The sequence below is a fragment of the Nitrosococcus halophilus Nc 4 genome (assembly GCF_000024725.1).
Lineage (GTDB): Bacteria > Pseudomonadota > Gammaproteobacteria > Nitrosococcales > Nitrosococcaceae > Nitrosococcus > Nitrosococcus halophilus.
Genome location: NC_013960.1, coordinates 148,148 through 171,644, shown reverse-complemented (window position 1 = coordinate 171,644; position 23,497 = coordinate 148,148). Strand labels below are relative to the sequence as shown.

The window sequence follows — 23,497 nt, the reverse complement described above, 5'->3', positions numbered from 1 at the left end:
TTAAAAATGGGTTTTTTAGCTATGCCTCTCACAGGTATAGAGCCCTAGCAGCACTTAGCAATACTGGACACTACAACTATTCCAGTTAACGCTTTTGTTAGGCGTCTACAGCATCTTTGCTATGCGTCTGAACCAATCACCGACCTCTCCGGTAGGATCACGTTCGCTCAATCTATCCGCCATCATCAACGGGAATGCTCTATCAGCAAGTTTCTGCTTGGCTTTGGATTCTCCCATAACCCCATCAAGACCGTTAACCTGTGAATACGCTAACGCGAACACTTTTGGCGTCGCATGGCCGTGCTCATTTGGTTGATCCGTGACCTCAATATTAAGATTAAATGCGTCGAGTATCGCGTCGGAATGTAGGTAGCTCTCAATTTCGTGCTTTGCAGTTTGCACTGCCCATGAGCCATCAGTACGACTGTTTACTTCTGCCACGAATTCCCCGTACTTGGCTACATCACTGTCATAGATATGGATTTCAGGGCGTCCAAGGCCCCTCAGATAGTTTTGTGTAACCCAATGCTGCAAAGTGGAGCCTCCAAGCACAACGAAAGCGACTCTGCTGTCCGCGCTTAAATTTGGAATACTCGGATCTTGTTGGTGCAGCGCATGGCTCAGGGACTTCAGGGCGGCAACGTCCGTAGGACCTTCCACGCAGACAAGCACCTTAACGCGGCTATCAGGAACCACACCAAGAGTAGCCGCTATTTCCCCGAAAACATCAACACCAGCACGAATCGAAGGACTCCCTTCGTGCACCGTGACGAATCGAATTCCGTCAACTGGCAACTCAGCGGCGAATCCTGGGCTGTGAGTTGTAAGGAGCACCTGACAACCTGGCTCAGAGGTTAGTTCTTTGAAAGCTTTGATGAGTACCCTTTGGTTGTTGGGGTGTTGAGCTGTCTCAGGCTCCTCAATAGCATAAATAATGTTACGTCGATTAGTCGCAATTAGTTGTCTTTCTGCTTCAGCTTTGAAAAAGCTAACCAGAACCAATCTCCGTATTCCACTACCTCTCTTGTTAAGCGGAATTCCATGATCGGTAGTCATGTTAACGGAGAACAAACCGACCCACTTCGCTGGAGTTGGCTGAGTAAACTGAGGCTTGAGTTCCTTCGCAAGACTTGAATCTATTGTTTTTAAGGCTTCATGGGTGCTTTCGGCTATGGTTTTTGCCTTCTCTTCAATCTTCAGTTGAATCTGCTCGATCTCAGATTTTACTTCAGCAATAGCAGCAGCGACCGCTGCTTTCATCGGATTCTGAACCTCACCATCTGAGTCCTGGCTCCGCCTATCACTTTGGAAAAGGGCAAATAGGGGGAGATAGCTCTCAAGTTGCTCCCAGATGCATTTGCTATCTCCTTTGAGCTTCGTAATTGGTATTTGTGTCTCCGCAAGTTTTAGATCTAACTCAGCATTCCAGATAGCCTTACGCATTCCAGGATTACCTTTTAACGGGACTTCCAGTCCTAATTCTTTGACAATCTTTTGAGGATCTTTCTCTTTTAGTTCCAGAAGACTGTCAACATCTTTGGCTGTAGGGTGTTGAGCAACAACGAAAACCTCAACAGTAGGCTTTGGCTTGCTACAGTCATAGATCTTCCGAATCTTTAAGGTGCCGGCTTCTGTCAGGAGGTACTCGTCTGCTAATGTCGTTTCAGCGCCTGCATCCAGAATCAGTGAATGCGGTAACTCGGCAAACTCACAAGTGATCGATACACTGTCACCGACCGTGTGAACACACGAGTCGCGCTGCTCAAATAAAAACACCGCCTATGACAGTTTCAATCATTAACCCCAATAGCGGGTTAAATTCTAGCTGATAGAAAAACTACCCCAACAGTAGCAGAAACGCCAAAGGCGACGCGCAAAACCTTCGAATGTGCACGCCAATTGCCAAAGCAACCACTCAAAAAAATTCAATCGGCGAGGGGGACGGCAAGCAAATTAAAGGACAAAACGCCGTCTTTTTTTGCAAATGGAAGAATACGAAGATTCAGCAAAACCAGGAAAGATGCAAAACAAAAATAGCTAGCATCCCCCTTCAAAGGTGCTCTTTCAGGCGGGCAATCAGATCTTCATAAAATTGGCGGTCAGCATCAGTGGCTGCTTTGTCGCGACGATCGAGCAACTCCCTTAAGGTTAAGTCTTCTAGGAGCGAAGTTGGTGGAACGCCGCGGAGGGGCACACGACGAACCGATTCCAAGCCTACCTTGGGCAGAATAGCCGCGATAATGCGCTCCACCGTGGCAAAAAGGAAGTCTGTGTTATAACCGGCAAGAAAACCCACCGCCGCAGAGCTCAAGTGAATGGCTTCTCCCCCATTCGCGATCAATTTATTGGTAAATAGCAAGATCGCACCACCACTGACGATACCGAGCAGCAGGCGATTGTAATATTCGGGGATACGCCTAGGATCAAATTCCCGTTTGTGGATATATTCGTGGCACATCCGCAACAGGTAGGCACAAGCGCCGATACCGCCGTAAGTGAAAGGCAGCAGGGTATTCAGCGCTAATAGAGGGGCATGGACAAACAGTACCCAAAACCAGTCTCTTGTCTCACCGGCTGCTGGCAGGAACTGACTGGCAAATTGGCCAAGGATATCCCCCGCCAGTGCCAGAATGACCAACACAGTAGTTATTATCCAGAGCTTTCGGGACCAAATTTTGGCCTCAGAAAGGGGTTTACCCCAGGTGAGTCCCCAGGCCGTTCGGCCATGGGCGTCTGAAGTCGCCCGTAATGTCTCGATAGTCACCGGGGCAGCAAAGAGGGCAAGTTCACGATAGGCCCGATCAAAGGCAAGCCGCTGCTCTGAAGAAGGGCATTGTGCATTGTAAAGGAATTGCTCAGCGTCCCGGATAGGGGTGATAACCTGGTCTCTTAATTCTCGACCATCTTCGGATCGGCGACCCGTTGAGACGACGAACGCTAATAACTCTCGGGCAGCATGGACCTCCTCTTTGAAGGACTTCAGCATTTCTTCGGCGTGGCCGGATACCCTGTTTTCGGTCTTGTTGGCCATATTCTGCCTCCGATCTGTGACCGCTCCAACACCAGTTTTAAGTTTTATAGGAGGTGGCCGACTGACTAAGTGTCAATAGGGAACGCTAGGGTGTAATACTTTAATACATACCGGAAGATGGCCTCAGCCATGCTTCAGCTTGGGTCCAGATTTTAGAGTTTAATCACCGGTGAGAAAATATTTTTGCTCCCCTATAGAATTTATTTGGCAACCTTCCTGTCTTAGACTACTATATGTTTAAAGGATAGCCTTAGGCGAGCGGAAGTCCTCCGCTCGCCCCCATCAGGTCTTGATTTATGTGCCATTAGTTAAGATTTTGATGATACTACCAATAAATGGCACAGTTTTTGACCTCAGGAATATCTATAGTGAATATCTATGTTGGAAATCTCTCCTATCAAGTAACGGACGAAGAGCTAAGAGCAGCATTTGAGAACTACGGTGAGGTTTCCTCAGCTAAGGTGATCGTAGACAAGTTTTCGAACCGCTCCAAAGGATTTGGCTTTGTTGAAATGGCTAGGCAAGAAGATGCCGAAACAGCCATAAAAGAGATGAATGACTCTGATCTCAAAGGACGGCAAATCGTTGTCAACCAGGCTCGCCCCCGCAATGAAGGCTTTCGTCGCAGCGAAGGTTTTGGTGACCGTCAAAGACGCTTCTAACTAGCTGCTTTAATTCAGCTATGTAGAAACAGACCGCCCGCTGTGGTTACAGCGGGCGGTTTTTTTATGCACGCTTTCATCTCCGAAGAGACGGTCCCCCCTTCAAGGGGGGATAAACGATTCAATTGGTCTTGGAGCACATCCCTTGCCATCCCCATGACAATGGGTCACAATCATGCTCGGACAGACGATAATATTGCTTAATTTTCTGTGACTTTTAACCACCTTGCACGGTCAAATGGCTACCCGGCAGAGATAGCACCAGCGCCGTATTCAAACTGCCCCATGACCACTTGAACTCCATCTGCAGAATTTTCTCATGGCACGACGATTCACGGTCAAAGATTTTTTTCTTTTTCTGTTTTTAAGCCTACTGCTCATTCTCATCCTGCTTGCCATGTATATGGTCGATCGGCAATGGCTTAAGCTTGCCGAAATGGAGCGAACCCTGACCGAGCAAGCCCAGGATTTGCGCGGGTTGCGCGATCTGATACGCAGCACCGGCAGCAGCGGACTGACTATAGCCCCCACCGAGAGCCGTGGTACGGCCAATATCCCGCCGGCATTCCGTCGCGCCTATACCGCCACCCAGCAGCCTGACTATCGCCCTGGCGACTGGCTAGTACAAGCCTTCGGCACAGGATTGAAGACTCTGACTCCCCTGGTTTCCACCGACGCCTATGCCGCCGAGGTCCAAGGCTATGTGCTGGAAACATTGCTCACCCGCAACCCGGAAACCCTGGAATGGGAAGGTCTGCTGGCCCGGGATTGGGAAGTCAGCGAAGATGGGCTGACTTTCCGTTTCCGCTTACGGAAAGGTATCACCTTTTCCGATGGTGAACCCCTCACCGCCGAGGACGTGGCTTTCTCCTTCGCCTTTATCATGAATCCGGCCATTGCCGCGCCCCGGGAGCGGGCCTATTACGAAAAGATTGAGCGGGTCACCGCCCTCGGCCCCTACCAGGTGGAATTTAAGTTCAAGGAACCCTATTTTAATAGCTTGGCCTTGGCTGGAGGCCTGACCATATTGCCTCAACATTTTTATGGGCCCTACCTGGAACAACCGGAAAGCTTTAACCAATCCAAGGGATTGCTGCTGGGCTCAGGCCCCTACCGTCTTCAGGACCCCAAGGGCTGGACGCCGGACCAGGGCCTGGTGGAGCTGGAGCGCAACCCCCGCTACTGGGGGCCGGTGCAACCCTCTTTCGACAAATTGCTATGGAAGGTCATCGCCAATGACAGCGCCCGCCTGACCACCTTCCGCAACGGTGACATTGATATCTACGGCGCCCGTCCCCTGGAGTATCATAGGTTGCTGGAAGATCAAGCCCTTGTGGAGCGTACTCAACACCTTGAGTATATGAGTCCCACGGCCGGCTACAGTTACGTGGCGTGGAATCAGGAACGTGACGGTAAACCCACCCGCTTTGCCGACCAGCGGGTACGTCAGGCCATGACTTTTCTTACCGACCGCGCCAGCATTATCGAACAGATCATGCTGGGCTACGCCGAGCCGGCGGTCAGTCCCTTCAGCCCTCGCAGTCCTCAGCACGACCCCACCCTGACCCCCCGGCCTTTCGATTTGGCCAAAGCCAAGACACTGTTGAAGCAAGCGGGCTACGCGGATCGGGACGGGGATGGAGTCTTAGAGGATGCCAACCAGCAACCCTTCCGCTTTGAGCTGGTGTTTTTCCAGGATGCCGATGACACCCGGCGCCTGGTGCTATTCCTCAAGGATCTATACGCCCGCGCCGGAATCCTGCTGGAGCCTAAGCCCACGGAATGGTCGGTCATGCTGGATCGGATTAACAAAAAGAACTTCGATGCCATTGCCCTGGGTTGGACCAGTGGAGTCGAGATCGATATCTATCAGATGTTCCATAGCAGCCAAGCCATCCCAGGCGGCGATAATTTCATTTCTTACCGAAACCCGGAACTCGACGCCCTCATCGAAAAAGCCCGGGCGACGGTGGATGAAGGCGAGCGCATGCCCCTGTGGCAAGCCTGTGAGCACATTTTATATGAAGACCAGCCCTATACTTTTCTGATGCGGCGCAAATCACTGCTGTTCGTGGACCAGCGCATGCGCAACCTGGAAGTCACCCGCCTGGGCTTGAATTTAGGCGCGACCCCGGTGGAGTGGTACGTCCCGGAACCCGAACAGAAATACACCTATTAAGCCAAGGCACCCGTCGCGATGTCTACCTATGTCATCCGCCGCCTGCTCTTGATGATCCCCACTCTGCTGGGGATCACTTTGGTGGTATTCACCGTCATGGCGGCTTCCCCCGGCGGCATCAGCGCCCAAAGCCTCATCGAGGGCCAGAACCTGGAGCCCCAGGCCAAGAAGGCACTGGAAGACTACTATAACCAACTTTATGGCCTAGATTCACCTCCGGCCGTCCAGTATCTGCGATGGCTGAACAATGTCTCCCCGGTGGGATTCACCTTTGATGAGGAAAATAACCTTAGCGGCTTTTCCTTCTGGAAGGGATCCGATTTAGGCACCAGCTTTCGCTACGGCCGCCCGGTGCTGGACCTATTGGAAGAGCGAGTCCCCATCACCCTGCTGCTCAATGCCCTTTCCCTGCCCCTGATCTATACTTTGGCGATTGCCGTCGGGGTGCGCGCCGCCACCGAGCGGGGCAAGGTCTTCGATGTGAGTTCGAGCGCCCTGATGTTAGGGCTATGGTCCATCCCCACCATGCTAGCCGGCGTCCTGTTGATCGGCTTTTTTGCCAGCGATCAATACTGGCACTGGTTTCCCACCGCCGGCCTCAGCACCCGCGAAGCCCTGGATATGCCCTTCCTGCCCCACTGGGGATCCCTGCAGGAAGTGGCCCTCCTGTTCGGCACTGGCGCGGTAGGTACTATCCTTGGGATAGGATTGGCCCTGAAAGCTCCCCGTCTACTCCGAGTCGGCCTGCTGGCCGGGGTCGGGCTGAGTCTGGGTCTCTGGATGGGCGCCAACTTACCTGACCCCCATCAGGGGGTAACAGTCCTCCTTAGCCTGCTCCTCATCGTGGCCATCGGGGGACTAGGCTACACGGATTACACCGGCTTGCGGGTAAGCCTGCTGGGGTTGTTGGGGGCGGGGCTGGGCCTGGCGGTGGGCGCCCAATGGGGAAGCGGGGAGTTTGTCCGCGGCTTTCTGCTGGACCGGCTCTGGCACCTGGTGCTGCCCGTCCTCTGCCTGACCTATAGTGGTTTTGCCTTCCTCTCCAAGCTCACCCGCACTGCCGTGTTGGAAAACCTCATGGCCGACTATGCCCGCACCGCCCAGGCAAAAGGCCTGGCGGAAAATGTAGTCCTTTGGAAACATGTATTCCGCAACAGCCTCCTTCCCCTGATCACGGTCTCGGCGACCCTCCTTCCCGGCTTATTGGCCGGTTCGGTCATCGTGGAATCCATCTTTTCCATTGAGGGAATGGGCAAGCTGGCGGTGGAAGCGGTACAGACTCGAGACCGGGAATTGGTGCTCTCGATTACCCTCATCAGCGGACTATTAACGCTGGTCGGCTATCTTGTCGCCGACCTTTGTTATGCGATTGCTGATCCCCGCGTGAGCTATGACTGAACCATGACCCGCGCCGCCAACTCATTATCACCACCACGACGGGGCCGCAGCTATGCCGCCCAAGTCGCAGGAGAGGTGCTGACCCAATGGGGCGCGCGACTGGGGTTGGCTTGGATTGGGTTGTTGGGCTTTCTGGCCGTGTTCGCTCCTTTCTTGGCCAACAGCCACCCGTTGTTGCTTAGCCAAGACGGTCAGCTCGACAGCCCTCTGGTGCGTTATCTTACTCCCGCCGATGTGACTTTATTAGCCCTATTCTTCACCGGCCTGATCCTGGCCCTGGCACGGGCTTCGCTCCGAACCTGGCTGGGGGGACTAGGGGGCATGTTGTTCCTGGCCGGGACCCTGAGTGCCGCTTTAGTACAACCGCCGGCCCTGACTATCTATGAGCAATACCGGCAACAGGAAGCGGCCGGACAATACGATTGGGTGGTGTACGCTCCCATTCCCTATTCCCCCAAGGACTATCAGCGGGATCGGGGCGAGACCGGACTGCAACCGCCCCTGGCCTCCCCCCAAGAGGATCACTGGTTCGGCACCGAGGAAAACGGCGCCGATGTCTTGGCGCGGATGGTCCATGCCTCGCGGATCGCCCTCGGCATCGGCTTTATCGCCACCAGTATCGCTTTGGGGCTAGGGATCCTCATTGGCGGTTTGATGGGCTATTTTTCCGGGGCGGTGGATATCATCGGCATGCGCCTGGTGGAAATCTTCGAGGCAGTGCCCACCCTGTTCCTGTTACTCACCTTCGTGGCTTTCTTCGAGCGTAGCCTATACCTGCTCATGGTGATTATTGGCATCACCAGTTGGTCAGGCTATGCCCGCTACGTGCGAGCCGAGTTCTTGCGTCTTCGGCAGCAGGACTTCGTTCAGGCCGCCCTGGCTTGTGGGCTGCCCTTATATTCCATCCTCTTTCGGCACATGCTGCCTAACGGCATCGGGCCCATTTTGGTGGCCGCCAGCTTCGGCGTGGCCTCCGCCATTCTTGCGGAAGCGGTGCTGAGCTTTCTGGGTCTAGGCCTGGTGGATGATCCCTCCTGGGGCCAGATGCTCAACCAAGCGGTGAGATCCTCCACCTTCAATTGGTGGATGGCGGCCTTCCCCGGTGGAGCCATTTTTCTTACCGTGTTTGCCTACAACCTGGTGGGTGAGGCCCTCCGTGATGCCATCGATCCCTACCTGAAAAAATCATTGAAATAGAATTTCAGAGCTGACTGAGCACCGTGTTACTCCAGATCGAAAATCTGAAAACTTACCTCCAGGCCGGCGGCGAGACCGTCAAAGCAGTGGATGGAATAAGCTTTACCATCGAGGGGGGAGAAACCTTCTGTTTGGTAGGCGAGTCGGGCAGCGGCAAATCGATCACCGCCCTCTCGGTGATCCAGTTGCTACCCCGAGACATCAGCAGTCATCCCCAAGGACGCATTTTGTTTGACTGGCGCCAGGATCACCGCCATGAGCAAGTGGACCTGTTGCGCCTGCCAGAAACCCGCCGACAGGAGATCCGCGGTGCCCGCATCGCCATGATTTTCCAGGAGCCCATGACTTCCCTCAACCCCGTATTCACGGTGGGCGAGCAGATCATGGAGGCCCTGCAGCTCCATTTCCCTGGCATGGACGAGACCGAGGCCCGAGAGCGCACCGTGGCAGCCCTGGCCCAGGTGAAAATCCCAGAGCCCGAACAACGGATTGACGAGTATCCCCACCGGCTCTCCGGCGGCCAGCGCCAGCGGATCATGATTGCCATGGCCATGGCCTGCGAACCGGACCTACTCATCGCCGATGAACCGACCACCGCCCTGGACGTCACCGTTCAGGCCGAAATCCTGCGCTTGATGCGCGAGCTGCAGGCGCGGCGGGGCATGAGCATCCTGTTCATCACCCACGACTTCGGGGTGGTCTCCCAGATGGCCCGCCGATTGGCGGTGATGCGGCTGGGGCAAATCGTCGAATCCGGCACCCTGGATGAGGTCCTGCACCGTCCTCAGCACGCCTACACCCGCCAGCTCCTCGCCGCCCTGCCCGAAAATCTCAAGCGCCAACGAACCGGGGCGAAAGGAAGCCCACCCCCCAAAACCGGCACCCAGCAGCCACCGCTGCTGGAGCTACGCAGCCTCCAGGTGCACTTTCCCATTCGCAAGGGGGTGATGCGACGGGTGGCCGGCTATGTGCGCGCCGTGGACGGGGTCGATATGGCTATCCCCGCAGGACAGATCCTGGCGCTGGTGGGAGAGTCGGGGTGCGGCAAAACTACCCTAGGCCGAGCCATACTCCGCTTAGTAGAGCCTACCGGCGGCCAAATCCATTATGAGGGCACCGATCTGACCGCATTGAAGCATAGGGAATTACGCCGCTATCGGCGAGAGCTACAAATCATCTTCCAGGATCCCATGTCGTCGCTCAACCCGCGCCTTTCCATTGCCGCAACCCTGACCGAACCCATGGCGGTTCACGGCATCGGTCATTCCCGGGAGGAGCGCCTTGAGCGGGCCAAGGCGGTGCTTGAGCGGGTTCAGCTCGAGGCCGATTATCTGTGGCGTTACCCCCACGAATTTTCCGGCGGCCAACGCCAACGCATCGGGATTGCCCGAGCCCTGGTGCTGGAACCCCGCTTCCTGGTCTGCGACGAAATCACTAGCGCCCTGGACGTCTCCGTGCAGGCCGAAATTCTCCAGCTACTGCTGGATCTGCAACGGGAACACCATCTCACCTTGCTGTTCATCACCCATAATATTGGCGTGGTGGAATATCTCAGCAATGAGATCGCCGTCATGCATAATGGTCGCATCGTTGAACAGGGTCCCACAGACCAAGTCTGCCGATCCCCCACCCACCCTTATACTCAAAAACTGCTGGCGGCGGTGCCCCGAGTCCCTTTATAAGTGAACGTCAGTTCTGGATAACTGCTTGGGCTCATCATCACAACAGGAAGGACTCCTCTCAGGCTATTGTAGAAGTGCCTTTTTAAGCACGAGGAGGGAATAAAAAAAAATGGCCCGGCGGATCGCCAGGCCATGTGCCAAGTGGAGAAGAACGCCACAATCTGCTGTGGCTTGCTGACTTAAAAGTGCTAGAGGTTAAAGCCATCAATTATTAGTAATGATAATTATTAACATTAAAAATCTTTTTGTCAACTTTTTAGGTTCTCCCCTTAACAACCTTCCCCCTCATACTCCAGTATTAAACCAACATCCTTATTTTTTGTTGCCCTATGGCAAACTTTAAAGGCAACGCTTTTCCATAAAACAGCGCAACAATTTTCGAAAAACAAAAAAATAAATATTTTACAATCATAAACTTAAAAAATTATTTCTCCTCAAGCCCTCGCTTGGCACGGCAACTGCAATCTGTTAGGCGAGCACCGAAAAAATTTCGGTTCCAAATTTAAAGCTTAATTTCACCACCAACTTAACGAGGAGAAAACATCATGAGCAAACTTGTTATCGCTGACTTGGCCGAAAGCAAAACCCTGGACCATAGCGCCATGGCTTCCGTTCGCGGGGGAATGCGCGCCTACCGTTCCCTCTCTTGGGGACCCATCGGCGACCAGTTCCTTTCCGTTAATCCGGTCCAGTCCATTGAACAGTTCCAGGGCATTGAAAATGCAGTGGGCAACAACGTGGCCAACTTTGGGTTCTCGGATCTCCGCAACACCAACACCCAAAACCAAAGCGCCCAGAACAATGTGAATGTAGGTGGGTTTATCCTCTAATTTCCCTTAACGCCCCTTCCCTTCCTTCTCCCCTGGCGGGAGAAGGAAGGATGAGGGGGAAAACCTCAGGGAAGGCTCCACCACTTCACCAGCATCCACCGGGGGAAATATTCAGCCCCCATTTTTAAGAGGAAAGAAACATGGCGTCGATTACCATTGCGGATTTACCCGAAAGCAAAACCCTGGACTCCCGGCAGATGACCACCCTCCGGGGCGGTAAAGCCCTTGCCCCTCCCGGCCTGAGCTTTGCCAACGTGGCCATTGATATCGATCTGAACCAGCAGATCAATCAGTTCCAGTCCCTGGATATCAAGGCGGCCAATAACGTAGCCAACTTTGGCTTGTTTGCCCCCAACATCAGCCCTAAGCTGAACCAAAATGCTCAATTAGATACGAGCCTCTTTAGCTAACTGCTCCATTGCTTAGCCCCCTTCGGGGGGCTTTGTTTTTTTCTGAGATACCGGTTTACTCAGGCCCTTGTCGCTGGTTTTTTCCGCCACCCAACGCAATTGGTAGAGATCGGGGCGGCGATCCCTGCGATTGGTGACTGAACCCTCATATCGCAGCTGCATTAATTTGTCGAGATCCAAATCGGCGATCAACGCCATCTCGGTGTTGGGGGTGCTTTCCGCAATGATGGCATCATGTGGAAAAGCGAAATCCGAGGGAGAATAGATCGCCGACTGGGCATATTGAATATCGACGTTCTCCACTTGAGGCAGATTGCCAACACTGCCGCCGATAGCCACATAACATTCATTTTCAATGGCGCGCGCCTGGGCGCATCGCTGTACCCGTAAAAAGCCATTCTTGGTATCGGTCCAAAAGGGCACAAAAAGAATTTCCATGCCTTCTTCTGCAAGCAGCCGCGACAACTCCGGGAATTCCACATCATAGCAGATCAAAATCCCGATACGTCCCGCGTCGGTATTGAATACCTGCAAGGTATTTCCCCCTTGAATCACCCAGTCACGGCGTTCATGGGGGGTGATGTGGATCTTGGGCTGCTTATCCACCGTGCCATCGCGGCGACATAAGTAAGCATTGTTATAAAGGATGTCCCCCTCCAGAACCGGAAGACTGCCGGCAATCAGATTGATATTGTAGGTGACGGCGAAATGGGATAGGGCTTCCAGGCTAGGCGTAGCATACTGGGCCAGAAACCGAATGGCACTAAATTGATCCTCCTGATCCCCCATGCCCATGAGAGGGGCATTGAAAAATTCCGGAAAAAGCACAAAATCGGCTTGGTAGTCCGCCATGGAATCCACGAAAAACTCCACCTGATCCAGCCAAGTTTGGAACGAATCGGTCAGCCGCATCTGCCATTGCACGATCCCGATCCGCACCACCGATTTGCGAATCTCCTCCGCCGCCAGTCCCTCGGGCTCATAAAGAATATTGTTCCATTCCAGCAACGTAGCAAAACCGCGGGATTTCTCATCCTCGGGCAAGTAGTTTTTCATCAACCGCTTGACTTCGAAATCATTGGCAAGTTGAAAGCTTAAGATGGGATCGTGAACCTCCTTCCGACGTACCGCCTCAATATATTCCGTAGCAGTCAGTTTTCCCGCGTAGCGATGGTAGTTGATGATACGCCCACCCGCCAAAATCGCACGCAGATTCAAGTTTCGGCATAACTCTTTGCGGGCATCGTAGAGTCGACGGCCAAGTCGCAGCCCCCGATAGTCCGGATCCACAAACACATCCATGCCGTAAAGGGCATCACCTTTCGGATCATGGCGGATGCGTTCCCGCCGTCCAATTAAGTCCTGGTAGGTATGGGCCCGACTGAAACGCTCATAGCTACAGCGCACAGTCAAGGCAACGGCAATAACTCGGCCATTACCCTCGATGCAAATTTGGCCCTCCGGAAATTCCCTAAACAAAGCCAGGAGGGTTTTCCGGGGCCAGGCACCGCCAATGTCGGAATAGACCTTTTCCATCAGCTCCTCAAGCTGATCCAGATCATCCGCTCCCAGGTTGCGCAGCTTAAGATGGAGATCAGAGGGAATTTCAGCACTCATAGGGTTAGTAGCCAATAGTCAAGTGATTAAAGTCAACCAGGTAGCAATCCAACGAATAGGAAGCTATTGGAAATTTAGTTTTTTAGAAACCAACATATTTCCTGTTTTGTTCCCCAAAAACATTCATAAAAATTGTCTGCTTTTAGGAAAAGCTTGATCGCCACTCCTAACTCAAAAAAATAACTACTAGAAATCATATTGTTACAAATTTCATACTGATTCATCCACTCATTTGGCACGGGAGCTGCAATATATCGAGCAAGCACCGAAAAAACTTTCGGTTCTAAATTTAAAGCTTAATGAACTACCTAACTATCGTTTTAAAGGAGAAAATACCATGAGCAAACTTATTATCGCTGACCTGGCCGAGAGCAAAACCCTGGACCGCGCTGCCATGACCTCCGTCCGCGGCGGAGTACGCGCCCACCGCTCCCTTTCCTGGGGACCCATCGGAGATCGTTTCTTAGAGGTTAACCCCACTCAGGCCATTTCCCAATTCCAAGGCATTGAAAATACGGTAGGCAACAACGTGGCCAACTTTGGCTTCTCAGACCTCCATAATACGAATACTCAAAACCAGTACGCTCAAAACAACGTCAATGTAGGTCGGTTTATCGGCTAATTCCCGACAACACACCTTTCCTCACCTTCTCTCCTAGGGGAGAAGGCGAGGATAAGGGGCTCCCACCCAGCCAGTTTCCTTTATAGGAGAGATACGATTAGATTGAGAATTAAGATCCTCTGCTAGGTCGATATTCATATCTCATTTATTCGGGAAACACTATCAACCTTGGGGAGGGTCGTGTTTTAAATGGAGAGAATTGAGCGAATGAAGAAGAGGCTAAGCCTATCCGTTTCGGGCAATGACCTTGCCGGAAACGGCCTCAAGACCTTATTGATGCGCGCCCTCCCTAGCGCGCCCCCTTCGGGTCTCCTGCGGAGGTCCCGATTCGCTCCCGGCGAATCGGTCCGGCCTACGAGGAGGCGCTCATAAACCGCCCGTAGGCCGGATTAAGCGTCGCGTATCCGGCAAAACAATACTTTAACTCCAACCCCTCAACACTTTCGCTGTAGTACTTAAAGTAGGCGAAGTTTCTGCTAATATGACACCGGCAAACTCCTACTTCACACCCATAAAAAGCTCGTCTATTCTTTTCGATAGCTTGGGCCATTTTTAACAAACTCATAGCCTTTCAAACAGTTACCAAATTAAATACCACTTAAGGCTCGCTCTATCTGCCCTATGATGGAGAATAATGAATTTATTTTTTTGACTTTTCCTACCGGAAAAGGGTCCAATTGCGAATATCACATCAAACCGGAGAATTAAATTCCATGTTTTTGGGTCTTTTCGAGTTATCTTTTTGGGGTTACCTCGCCGTCAGCCTGCTGCTCACTCACATTACGATAACAGGTGTTACCGTTTACCTTCATCGCCATCAAGCTCACCGGGCATTGGATCTTCATCCGGTACTCAGCCACTTCTTCCGTTTTTGGCTCTGGCTGACCACCGGCATGGTCACCAAGGAGTGGGCCGCGGTGCACCGTAAACACCACGCCAAGTGTGAAACCGAGGAAGATCCCCATAGCCCACAACTGGTGGGCATTCATAAAGTATTATGGCAGGGCGCTTCCCTTTACCGGGTGGCGGCGAGAAACCCGGAGGTAACGGAAAAATACGGCCATGGAACCCCCGATGATTGGATGGAACGCAACTTATATACTAAGCATAGTAGCGCGGGCATTGTACTCATGTTATTGATTAATGTGGGGCTATTTGGGGTCCCTGGGTTGTTGATATGGGCTATTCAGATGCATTGGATTCCCTTCTTTGCGGCGGGAGTGATTAACGGGCTGGGCCATTACTGGGGCTATCGTAATTATGAAGTGGCCGATGCCTCCACCAATCTTTTCCCCTGGGGCATTCTCATCGGGGGTGAGGAGCTGCATAACAACCATCATGCTTACGGCAGTTCGGCCAAGCTCTCCTCCAAGTGGTATGAGTTTGATATTGGATGGATGTACATTCGGCTATTTCAGGCGTTGAAATTGGCCCGGGTGAAAAAGGTCGCCCCCAAGTTGCTTATCAGGCCCGAGAAGCAGTGGGTGGATTTGGACACGGCCCGGGCGGTGGTGGCGCACCGCTTCCATCTGATGACCTCCTATGGCCGGAAGGTGATGCTGCCGGTGCTGAAAGAGGAAGCCGCCCACTTCTCAGGCAACGAGCTGTATCGGCGGGCCCGGAATTGGCTGGTACGCCATGAGGCTTTAGTGGATGCCAAAGCCCGGCAGGAGTTGAAAGCCCTTTTGGAAGAAAGCCATCGCTTGGAGACGGTGTACCGTTTCCGCCAGCAGTTGCAGGAAATCTGGTCTCAAGCTTGGTCTAGCCAGGAGGCGTTATTACAAGCCCTGCAGGATTGGTGTAAGCGGGCCGAGGAGTCCGGCATCAAGGCCTTGCAGGATTTCGCCCTGTCTTTGCGGGGATATTCCCTCCAGCAGGCTTAGCGACTGCTGGACGTCCCCTTATTCACTGGCTTTTCTGAAGCAAATACTGATCCTGGGTTCTGATCAGCATCGATAGCCACGTTAATGAAACCGGCCATCATTTCCTCCCAGTTCTGATCGCCCCAGCGAACCTCCTGGGTAGGGTCGGGATTATATGGGTTGCTCGAAGAGTTATCGAAGTACGCTGTACATTCGATGCGAGTCCCTTTGGGGAGGGTCAAAGGCTCTTCGAGCACATAGCTGAGTTGCCAATTGAAGTTGTACTTTGGCACCCGCAAGAGCAATTCAGATTTGCCATCTGGATAGACCGCACGATATTCATAGGATTCGCATATTGCAACTCATCGAATGGGATAAAGAAACGTTATAAGATTAAATGCTAGAATACAAAGACTAACATTCCCACCCAGGGCAAAGAATAAAGTATTTCCCAATGCGGCAGGATCCACTACCTAGATGACCTTCTCCCCCTCCCGAATTTCCGCCTTCATAGTTGGCTTCGGCGACATCGGGCGCCGAGTCGCTGCCTTGTGGCAGGCTGAGGGAGGCGAGGTGGCAACGCTGGTCCGAACCCCCTGTGACCTGGCGGGTTACCACGCCATTCCTGGCGATCTGGACCATCCCGAAACCTTGCATGATATACCCCGGAACAGGCCCCTCCTATTCCACTTCGCCCCGCCCCCCCTTTCTGGAACTTCCGATACCCGAACCGCTCATCTGCTGGAAGCCCTGGAAGAGGTTCCACCCCGGCGCATCGTCTATATCTCCACCTCCGGCGTCTATGGGGACTGTAGAGGGGCCTGGGTCAATGAAGCTTTCCCGGTGCATCCTGGCAACGATCGTTCCCGCCGCCGGGTCGATGCTGAGCGGCAACTAACGGCCTTTGCCCGCCGTCATACCCTCCCCCTTGTCATCCTGCGCGTGCCTGGCATCTACGGCCCCGGCCGCCTGCCCCTTGAGCGCCTGCGCCAAGGCAATCCAGTAGTCTGCCCAGACCAGGCTCCCTGGAACAACCGCATTCATGCCGATGATCTGGCCGCCATTGCCCTGCGCGCCGGCCAAGACAACGCACCGGCCAGGATCTACAATGTCAGCGATGATCAGCCTAGCAGCATGACCGATTACCTCTACCGCCTGGCCGATGCCGCGGGCCTACCCCGCCCGCCCTGTGTCAGCCTGGCCGAAGCCCAACGAACTTTCTCCCCGAAGTTATTGGAATACTTAAATGAATCCCGTCGACTAGACAACCGGCGGATGAAAACGGTGCTAGGCATAGGGCTCCACTATCCGACCTTGGAGGAAGGACTACCCGCCACCTTAAAGGCTTCGGTTTAACTGGCTTTTCCAAGGGGTAGTAGAAAAAAGAAGGCTAGGTAGAGATCGGCACCACCTCCCTAATTAATCCAGTAATGGCGCAAAATCCGCGTCGATTTGAATCAGATCAATTTGGTTTAAAAAATTCGAATAGGCCATCCATGCCGTCAGCGCATTCAGATCCACCAAGGGCGGCGGCAGGTATTTCGGAGACTTGACCACCCCCGCCTCAGCCAACTGGGCGAGGGTGCCCATATCTTCGATGGCGAGCTTACCGCAAAATAGCAACGGAATCCGATCCAGCCGCCCGCGCCGCACTGCCAACCGGAAAAAGTTATACACCAGCACAAAGCCCTTGCTGTAGGCCAAATCTTTGGTAAAGGGACCCCCTTCCGGCGTACTGCCCCGAAAAATTCGCATGGTGGCGGCGTATGCCTCCTCCGCCGACCGGCCTTCATCACAGAGCAGGGTAAAGATGTCCAGAAAGGTCGCCCCCTGTTCAGCCAGGTGAATCGCGCGAATACGGTCTGCGATACGCCGCAGGCGGGCAGGATGGGAGTTGAAGGACACCACTTCGATAAATACCGCCAGCCCTTCCTGGGTGATAGTATCCGAGGGCGTGCCCTTGCTCAGAAAGGTACAGGTGGGTTGCAGACTCCCATTCAAGGTAGTGCCTACATGCACCCAGCCTTCATGGGCTTCCAAGGCCCGTAGATCTCGCTCACTGAAGCAGGTATTAGCACGCAGTTTGATGTAATCCGATCCCGCGGCCGCATCGGCCACAATCCCGTCGCTTTCCATCACCCGTACCCGCGCCGCAGGATCCGTAAACACTTGATCCAGCCACTGCTGTAACAGCGTTACCGCCGCGGGGGTAGGAATGTCCTTGGGACTTTTTTCCAGAAATACCCGCTCATCAATATTGCGCAGGGATCTGTCCAGCAGCGTCCCCAAATCCGCCACCGTCGGGCCGCCCCTGTGAAAAACATCAATCGAACTCCCATACAACTCCCGGGCAATCTCGGCAAACGCAGGGGTCCCCCGGGCTGCCAGCATATCCAGCACCCGCCGGTATTCCCGGCACATACGGCACATAATGTTGCCCGCCGCCTCAGACTGCCCAAGCTTTGCGACCACATCCGCTTCGATTTCCCGAAAGGTTTTACTTAGGGCATTGATATCGTATTTGAGAGGATTACGGTCGTAATAAGCAGCATCCACCTCAGGCTGGCAACGGCCACCATGGGCAAAGAAAGCCTGCTGAATACTATCGTCCCATTTGATCGAATCCAGAATCCGGATGGGGGCCTGGGCCGTGACAATCCGATCGGAGAGCTGGCGAATTATCGCGCTGTATTTTTTTTGACTCACTAACCACCCCTCTCTAGATTATGAAAAGACATGGCCATACATTACTGCGTCTCTATAAATAACAATAGACAAGACCTGACCCCTATTATTGCAAAATAATCTTAGTAATTTGCAATAATATTATAACTAATCAGTCGATTCTCAATTTATACTAATAATTAACAGCCTTAAAGATAGTTATTAAATTTATAAAAACATCAAACAGTAATATGAATATTTTAACAAATAGTATAACATTAACAGCCATCCTATTTACAATTTTCCTTATCCTTTTCTACAGGAATATGAAAAATTTGATTTATAAAAATATATTTATATTAAATATCGCATTACTGATTCTAGGTACACCTAGAATCAGTAATGCAGTATTGATTCCTAGTGCAGGAACTGAAAGTGAAACAACAATAACTGCTCAGCTTATGAGTAATGATGGTATTTATTTTCCACCCAATCCATCCACACTCGTGACTGCAGGTACGGCTTCTTATGCAACTGCCGTTAGCACTGACCCCGATTTTTTTGAATCTGAAATAAACCTTGGGAATTCAGATAGAACCATCAACTCACATTCTTCTTCTTCGTCTAGTAGTGTATTTTTAAACCTAGATGCAAATATTTCAAATGGTGGTGTTCTTAATGATCCAGCGGCAATAGCAACCTTTCAAAGCCAACATTACACAGCCGCAAAAAGTTCTTCATTAGATCCACTATTTTCAAGAGCCGCTACCATTAGCCAAGGGTTGATCTCAAATTTTTTAATACAAAATACTTTTACTGATGACACTTTCCCGCCTCCTAACTCTTTTAATCCTTTACTTAATCTAACTTGGGACATTGATAAACTAAAAATGAAATCAGAGGCTGCCTCTTCTCTCTCTTATATGCGAGACACCATTGAAATTGTGCAGCAATCTGGGGGAAAAACAAAAACGACCACTATTGGATTTGTTTCTCTTTTAGAGAATGGAAAAGAATCAACAATGTACCTTGGAGATTCTTCTTCCCAAGCAATAAAAAATTGGTTCGATACAAATATTAATAGAATTGATGATCAATTAATACTAAAAGAAAATCCAGGTAATCTTAGTGTCTCAGTTCCATTGTTAGATGAGTTTATTAATCCACAACAAAGCCTAATACTACATCTAAAAAATACGCATATTGAACTGTCCTATGAAGCGCCTCCTAGAGCTACATTTCAAGTGGGTCAGTCAATAGGTCATGAGATCGTTGGTGAATCCCAGAAATTCCAAATGCACTGGGATAAAACAAACAATACATTATATTTTGATAGGTTACCTATAAACATAAAAGATAAGTATAAAAATGATCCATTAAATGGAGGTTATATTGAAATAGATCCCTTGACTCATTTCGCGAGCATAGAAGGGCGTGAATATTTTTCAGGCACAGAAATAAGACTCTTAGATAGAAGAGGCAACGTTCTTTATAGGGCCAGTTTACCAACATTAGTTTTTGAAGGTAGTATATTTCAATCTCAAGGCTTTAATATGTTTGCACCGATTTTAAATGTATTAGAAGCTAATCTAGATGTTTCTTCTTGGCTTCAAGATTATTTTAAGGAAATTAGTTTTGAATCTATTCTTTTACCAGAATTATTTCTAGGTTTTGAGCAAACAAAAATAGGTTCTGACATTTGGGATCAAAATTTTAATACGCCAGTAAATGCTATACTATCATTCAGCGGACCAAAACCATCAACAGTTCCCGAGCCTACTACCTTAGTACTATTTATTTTAGGGTTTATGTATTTAATACTTATGGAGATAAAATATTGTTCACGGGTATTCATAAAAACATCCCCAAACAGCCCATATAATCACCCGAGCGGCGGCAATATCCCGGTCGTGGCATCGATCGCAGCGCTCATACCTCGATAAACCTCTCTGGGCATGGGCCAACCGGCGCAAGTTCTGTTTTAAACATCGTTTCGGCATCTCCTTCCTTTCGTCACTCATCGCCACCAGCGCCGACAGCCCTAAATCTAGCCCAAGGATTCTATCCGTCGCAGGTGGGTTAATCACGTCTGCGCAATCACACGGGAGTGAGATAAACCACTAGCCGCAAGCATTCTTGCTCCAGTCGCGCTGTTAGGCATGACGGGAATGTTCCGGTAGGATTACACCACACGCACCCGGCCAAGCTTGGGCAGGCGCAAGCACTCCCCCGGAATAAACATCTTATCCCCGCGCCGCTTGTCAATCTGGAAGGTGCAGGACCCCGTTATCGCCCGTTTTTAAGTATCTCGGCAAAAATTTTGAGAAGAATGCGGTCGGTTTCGCATGGCTCAACCGCCCCTACGAGCCGACCAGTAGCGTGCGCTGTGCGCACGAAGAGGCGTCGGCAGGGATGAATGTCAAAAAAAATAACCCCTTAAAACTTTTGCTGGGGTACTTAAACTTCGGGTAGCGGCCTGGTCCTAGCTTTTCAGGATAATAGGTGAGAGCCGTCGCACTAGCGGCCTTGGGGATAGATTGGGAGTTCTTCAATAACAGCAAGGTCGGTTACCGCAGCAACGCAACGGCATAAAGAAACTCGCCTGCCTCCTTGTAAGCTCAGGTACGCCGTTCCAGCGCCCAATTCCATACATAGCAGCAAGCATTCACAACTAACCTTATAAAAACTCCCCACTGCCATTTATACGGAAAAACGCCAACCCAAACAACGCTTAATACTGCCCTCGCCTTCGATACGCTATTTTACTTCGCACTTTCACGAGGGCGACATCGCACTTCCTTGTGCTCCTGCAAAGCGTAAAATTTTCCCGTTTTTTCTGATATTAAATTCCTACTTCAAATATAACCACGAATTAATCCATTACCAAAGAGCCATCAAAGTTTAAAATCAAAATCGCAGGAATATATTAAATTATTTGGAGATGAAGATATATTGCAAGTTGGATCTAAACTATCCAACATAGTTGACATTCCTGATTTAAAATCAGCACAAGCCGCCGAGTTTCCAAACCTTGACAAAAGTCCATCACGAATACCGATAGGGATATTAGAACTCATCTCAAGAGTCATAGAATCTTCTTCTTCAGATTCTCCAGATGAACTCTCTGAGGAATCACTCGAACAAGAGCTTGAATCACTGCCAGAAGAATTACATAAAGAGTGGTTTGGGGAACCAAACCTACCAAATCTACCAATATAGTTTATATTGCACATAAGAATTACCGTTGCAGTCTCCGAGCTTGGAGACTTATTCCCTCCAGGGAATGTAAGTTGTTGAGCTAACAATTTATTCGATAAAAGAGCACCCGCACTTGTTGCACATATTATAAGAAACCATTTTTTTATACCCATACTATAAAACCTCTTTCTAGCAAAAATATTAAGATATACGGCTACTAGAAATTAACAAGGGGCAACAAATATGCCAACCAAACCTTGCTTGCTCTTAATTAAATCTATAAACAAACAAGTCGGAAGGCTTAACTTCATACAAAAGAGCCTATTTTTATTCCCGTATTGAGTATAAATTTTTTGTTCAATTTTTACTGACCCAAAGACAATATCACTATATTCCTTGGGTTATATAAAAAAATAAAAATTATTTTTTTATTATCTTTACAACCCCTGGCAACTATAACAACAATGGTCACTTCACATAAGCACTTGTTATAGGCCCTCATTTCACGAGCCCTATATTTTCAAGAACTCTATTTAAATTAGTAAATTTTAATTTAAGTGTTTCATGTTTATTACAGGTAACAAATTCAAAAAAATATCATTAAAATAAAAAGGTTAACTATAATAATATCTTCTTATCTCATAATTTTGTTAAATTTATGAAACATTTTTTTACCTTAATTTTTTACTAAATTTTACTTGCTATTTTTATGGCGATATCTAACATTAACTGTGTGCCTTAGTTCAAATATTAATGAAGAGGCCACCATGATGAAAAATGTTCTCTATGCTTTAAGTTTTTCTATTTGTATAACAGCATCGACTGCTGTGGCAGAATCTTCTAACAAAGGCCCTTTGATTTTATCTACGGCTCAAATGGACTATGTCACGGCAGGAACTAGTGCTGATGTGATTGTTAATGCAGATGCCAATTCAGATTTCTTTGCTCTTACCTCTACATTTGGTTCGGCGACAGCTACACAGTCAGGCGCAGATAATCCTGCCCTCAGGAGCTATATAGGTATTGCTGGCGGAAGTGCAAGTGCTGTTGCAATAGGAGAAGGATCATCCACCGATACGGATGTTACCCCAACCGCTGATGTCCCTGGGACGAATATCCAAGTACACGAAATCAACATTCACTCGAAAGTGCTTGGGGTTGAAATCAATGCGGCTTCGGTCGTGAAGGTTGGTTCTTTTACCAGCCCGCTTCCAACGAATTTACCTGGGTATTAGTTAAGAAATTTATAATTTTTTATTGTCATTTACATTTATAAGTAAGGTTATAAAATTTTTCAGCTGGCAGATTTTCTGTAGGCTGAAAATATCTCGAACCTCACGAATTTAATGAATTATGAGGGGAGAGGTTTTTTGTAAAACTTAAAAACAGTGATCTCGTTAAGGAGGAAGATTCAATGAAAAAATTATCAAGTATTTTTGCTACGGGAGCATTTCTTGCCATAACAAGCGTTGCTGTAGCAGATGAACCCGTAATGCTAAGCGAAACCGAAATGGATAACGTCACCGCTGCGGGTACAGCTAATGCCGCAGCCCAGGCTCTTGCAAACGGTTTCATATTCTCAGCCACCCAAACTCTGACTCAGAGCAATGTTCAAGCTCTTCAAGTTATTCCAACACAAGGAGGGCAGCTCGTTTTGACTGTATCGAGTTCACAAGCACAGTCTGCCGCAAGCGCATTCTAATTCCTGAAAACCAAGATGCAATAAAATCAACTCATTGGAAAGGAGATCAAACCATGAAAAATATTTTCTCTATTATGACGTGCGCCTTAATGCTCGCACTTGCCGGCACAAGCAGTGCTAAAGAACCCGTTAAATTAACCGATGTCCAAATGGATGGCGTAACCGCTGGCGCTTTTGTACTGCTTCAAGGGAATGCTACTGCAATTGCACAAGGAGCAGGTGCTGGCACTATACTCTCTCAAACCAACTCTGAGACTTTTGCTCAGGTTGACACAACAGCTGACCCTCAGTTTGCAGCCGCTGCAGCAGGCAATACTAGCCTTGGTCAATCCGTGGCGATTGGCACCCCCGGAGGACCTGTATTTACTGGTGCTGCTGCTCAAAGTGCTTCACAAGCAGCGGCCCAGTTGCAATAAATTTACTAGGAAAACAGGATTACGCCC

At 50.2% G+C, this 23,497-nt stretch carries 20 protein-coding genes; 14 read left to right on the top strand and 6 right to left on the bottom strand.

What is annotated here, in order from left to right:
• Positions 1-105 precede the first annotated feature (105 nt).
• Positions 106-1,776, bottom strand: coding sequence for an ATP-binding protein (locus tag NHAL_RS00780; RefSeq protein ID WP_013031267.1), 1,671 nt, complete (start codon positions 1,774-1,776; stop codon positions 106-108).
• Between the two features lie 274 nt (positions 1,777-2,050).
• On the bottom strand, positions 2,051-3,031 hold the full coding sequence (locus tag NHAL_RS00775) for a hypothetical protein (protein ID WP_013031266.1): 981 nt from the start codon (positions 3,029-3,031) through the stop codon (positions 2,051-2,053).
• A 368-nt stretch (positions 3,032-3,399) separates the two neighbouring features.
• Here NHAL_RS00775 and NHAL_RS00770 point away from each other — a divergent pair, with 368 nt between their 5' ends.
• From NHAL_RS00770 to NHAL_RS00740, 7 genes are all read left to right on the top strand, one after another.
• Entirely contained in the window at positions 3,400-3,693 is a 294-nt protein-coding gene (locus NHAL_RS00770) for an RNA recognition motif domain-containing protein (RefSeq protein WP_013031265.1), read from the top strand.
• 319 nt (positions 3,694-4,012) lie between these two features.
• Positions 4,013-5,872, top strand: coding sequence for a peptide-binding protein (locus tag NHAL_RS00765; protein WP_013031264.1), 1,860 nt, complete (start codon positions 4,013-4,015; stop codon positions 5,870-5,872).
• Positions 5,873-5,890: 18 nt separating this feature from the next.
• The gene (locus tag NHAL_RS00760; RefSeq protein ID WP_013031263.1) at positions 5,891-7,270 is read left to right on the top strand and encodes an ABC transporter permease; all 1,380 of its coding nucleotides are present in this window, start codon (positions 5,891-5,893) and stop codon (positions 7,268-7,270) included.
• A gap of 3 nt (positions 7,271-7,273) precedes the next feature.
• Positions 7,274-8,467: an ABC transporter permease gene (locus NHAL_RS00755; protein WP_013031262.1), complete on the top strand. Its 1,194-nt coding sequence runs from the start codon at positions 7,274-7,276 to the stop codon at positions 8,465-8,467.
• Positions 8,468-8,490: 23 nt separating this feature from the next.
• Positions 8,491-10,149: an ABC transporter ATP-binding protein gene (locus NHAL_RS00750; protein ID WP_013031261.1), complete on the top strand. Its 1,659-nt coding sequence runs from the start codon at positions 8,491-8,493 to the stop codon at positions 10,147-10,149.
• Between the two features lie 545 nt (positions 10,150-10,694).
• Positions 10,695-10,979, top strand: a complete 285-nt coding sequence (locus NHAL_RS00745) for a hypothetical protein (protein ID WP_013031260.1) — start codon at positions 10,695-10,697, stop codon at positions 10,977-10,979.
• A 140-nt stretch (positions 10,980-11,119) separates the two neighbouring features.
• Positions 11,120-11,389, top strand: coding sequence for a hypothetical protein (locus NHAL_RS00740; RefSeq protein WP_013031259.1), 270 nt, complete (start codon positions 11,120-11,122; stop codon positions 11,387-11,389).
• A gap of 12 nt (positions 11,390-11,401) precedes the next feature.
• Here NHAL_RS00740 and NHAL_RS00735 read toward each other — a convergent pair whose 3' ends face one another.
• On the bottom strand, positions 11,402-13,006 hold the full coding sequence (locus tag NHAL_RS00735; protein WP_013031258.1) for a bifunctional GNAT family N-acetyltransferase/carbon-nitrogen hydrolase family protein: 1,605 nt from the start codon (positions 13,004-13,006) through the stop codon (positions 11,402-11,404).
• 337 nt (positions 13,007-13,343) lie between these two features.
• Between NHAL_RS00735 and NHAL_RS00730 the strand changes: the two genes are divergently transcribed.
• Positions 13,344-13,628 (top strand): hypothetical protein, encoded by a 285-nt coding sequence (locus NHAL_RS00730; protein WP_013031257.1) that lies wholly within the window; start codon positions 13,344-13,346, stop codon positions 13,626-13,628.
• A gap of 713 nt (positions 13,629-14,341) precedes the next feature.
• On the top strand, positions 14,342-15,511 hold the full coding sequence (locus tag NHAL_RS00725; RefSeq protein ID WP_013031256.1) for a DesA family fatty acid desaturase: 1,170 nt from the start codon (positions 14,342-14,344) through the stop codon (positions 15,509-15,511).
• Here NHAL_RS00725 and NHAL_RS00720 read toward each other — a convergent pair.
• Positions 15,508-15,783: a hypothetical protein gene (locus NHAL_RS00720; protein ID WP_157862451.1), complete on the bottom strand. Its 276-nt coding sequence runs from the start codon at positions 15,781-15,783 to the stop codon at positions 15,508-15,510. The two genes, NHAL_RS00725 and NHAL_RS00720, sit on opposite strands and share 4 nt — an antisense overlap.
• Before the next feature lie 184 nt (positions 15,784-15,967).
• Here NHAL_RS00720 and NHAL_RS00715 point away from each other — a divergent pair, with 184 nt between their 5' ends.
• Positions 15,968-16,846, top strand: a complete 879-nt coding sequence (locus NHAL_RS00715; RefSeq protein ID WP_013031255.1) for an SDR family oxidoreductase — start codon at positions 15,968-15,970, stop codon at positions 16,844-16,846.
• 63 nt (positions 16,847-16,909) lie between these two features.
• Here the strand turns inward: NHAL_RS00715 and NHAL_RS00710 are convergent, their stop codons facing one another.
• The gene (locus tag NHAL_RS00710) at positions 16,910-18,196 is read right to left on the bottom strand and encodes a flavohemoglobin expression-modulating QEGLA motif protein (RefSeq protein ID WP_013031254.1); all 1,287 of its coding nucleotides are present in this window, start codon (positions 18,194-18,196) and stop codon (positions 16,910-16,912) included.
• 284 nt (positions 18,197-18,480) lie between these two features.
• Between NHAL_RS00710 and NHAL_RS20870 the strand changes: the two genes are divergently transcribed.
• The gene (locus NHAL_RS20870) at positions 18,481-20,097 is read left to right on the top strand and encodes a hypothetical protein (RefSeq protein ID WP_157862450.1); all 1,617 of its coding nucleotides are present in this window, start codon (positions 18,481-18,483) and stop codon (positions 20,095-20,097) included.
• A gap of 951 nt (positions 20,098-21,048) precedes the next feature.
• Here NHAL_RS20870 and NHAL_RS20865 read toward each other — a convergent pair.
• A complete protein-coding gene (locus NHAL_RS20865) occupies positions 21,049-21,525 on the bottom strand; it encodes a hypothetical protein (RefSeq protein WP_013031252.1) in 477 nt (158 codons plus the stop codon).
• 594 nt (positions 21,526-22,119) lie between these two features.
• Here NHAL_RS20865 and NHAL_RS00700 point away from each other — a divergent pair.
• The 3 genes from NHAL_RS00700 to NHAL_RS00690 all read left to right on the top strand — a co-directional run bounded on the left by NHAL_RS00700 (position 22,120) and on the right by NHAL_RS00690 (position 23,470).
• A complete protein-coding gene (locus tag NHAL_RS00700) occupies positions 22,120-22,587 on the top strand; it encodes a hypothetical protein (protein ID WP_013031251.1) in 468 nt (155 codons plus the stop codon).
• A gap of 179 nt (positions 22,588-22,766) precedes the next feature.
• Positions 22,767-23,054 carry a hypothetical protein gene (locus NHAL_RS00695; RefSeq protein WP_013031250.1) on the top strand — a complete coding sequence of 96 codons (288 nt, stop codon included), beginning with the start codon at positions 22,767-22,769 and terminating at the stop codon, positions 23,052-23,054.
• 53 nt (positions 23,055-23,107) lie between these two features.
• Entirely contained in the window at positions 23,108-23,470 is a 363-nt protein-coding gene (locus tag NHAL_RS00690; protein WP_013031249.1) for a hypothetical protein, read from the top strand.
• Positions 23,471-23,497 lie beyond the last annotated feature (27 nt).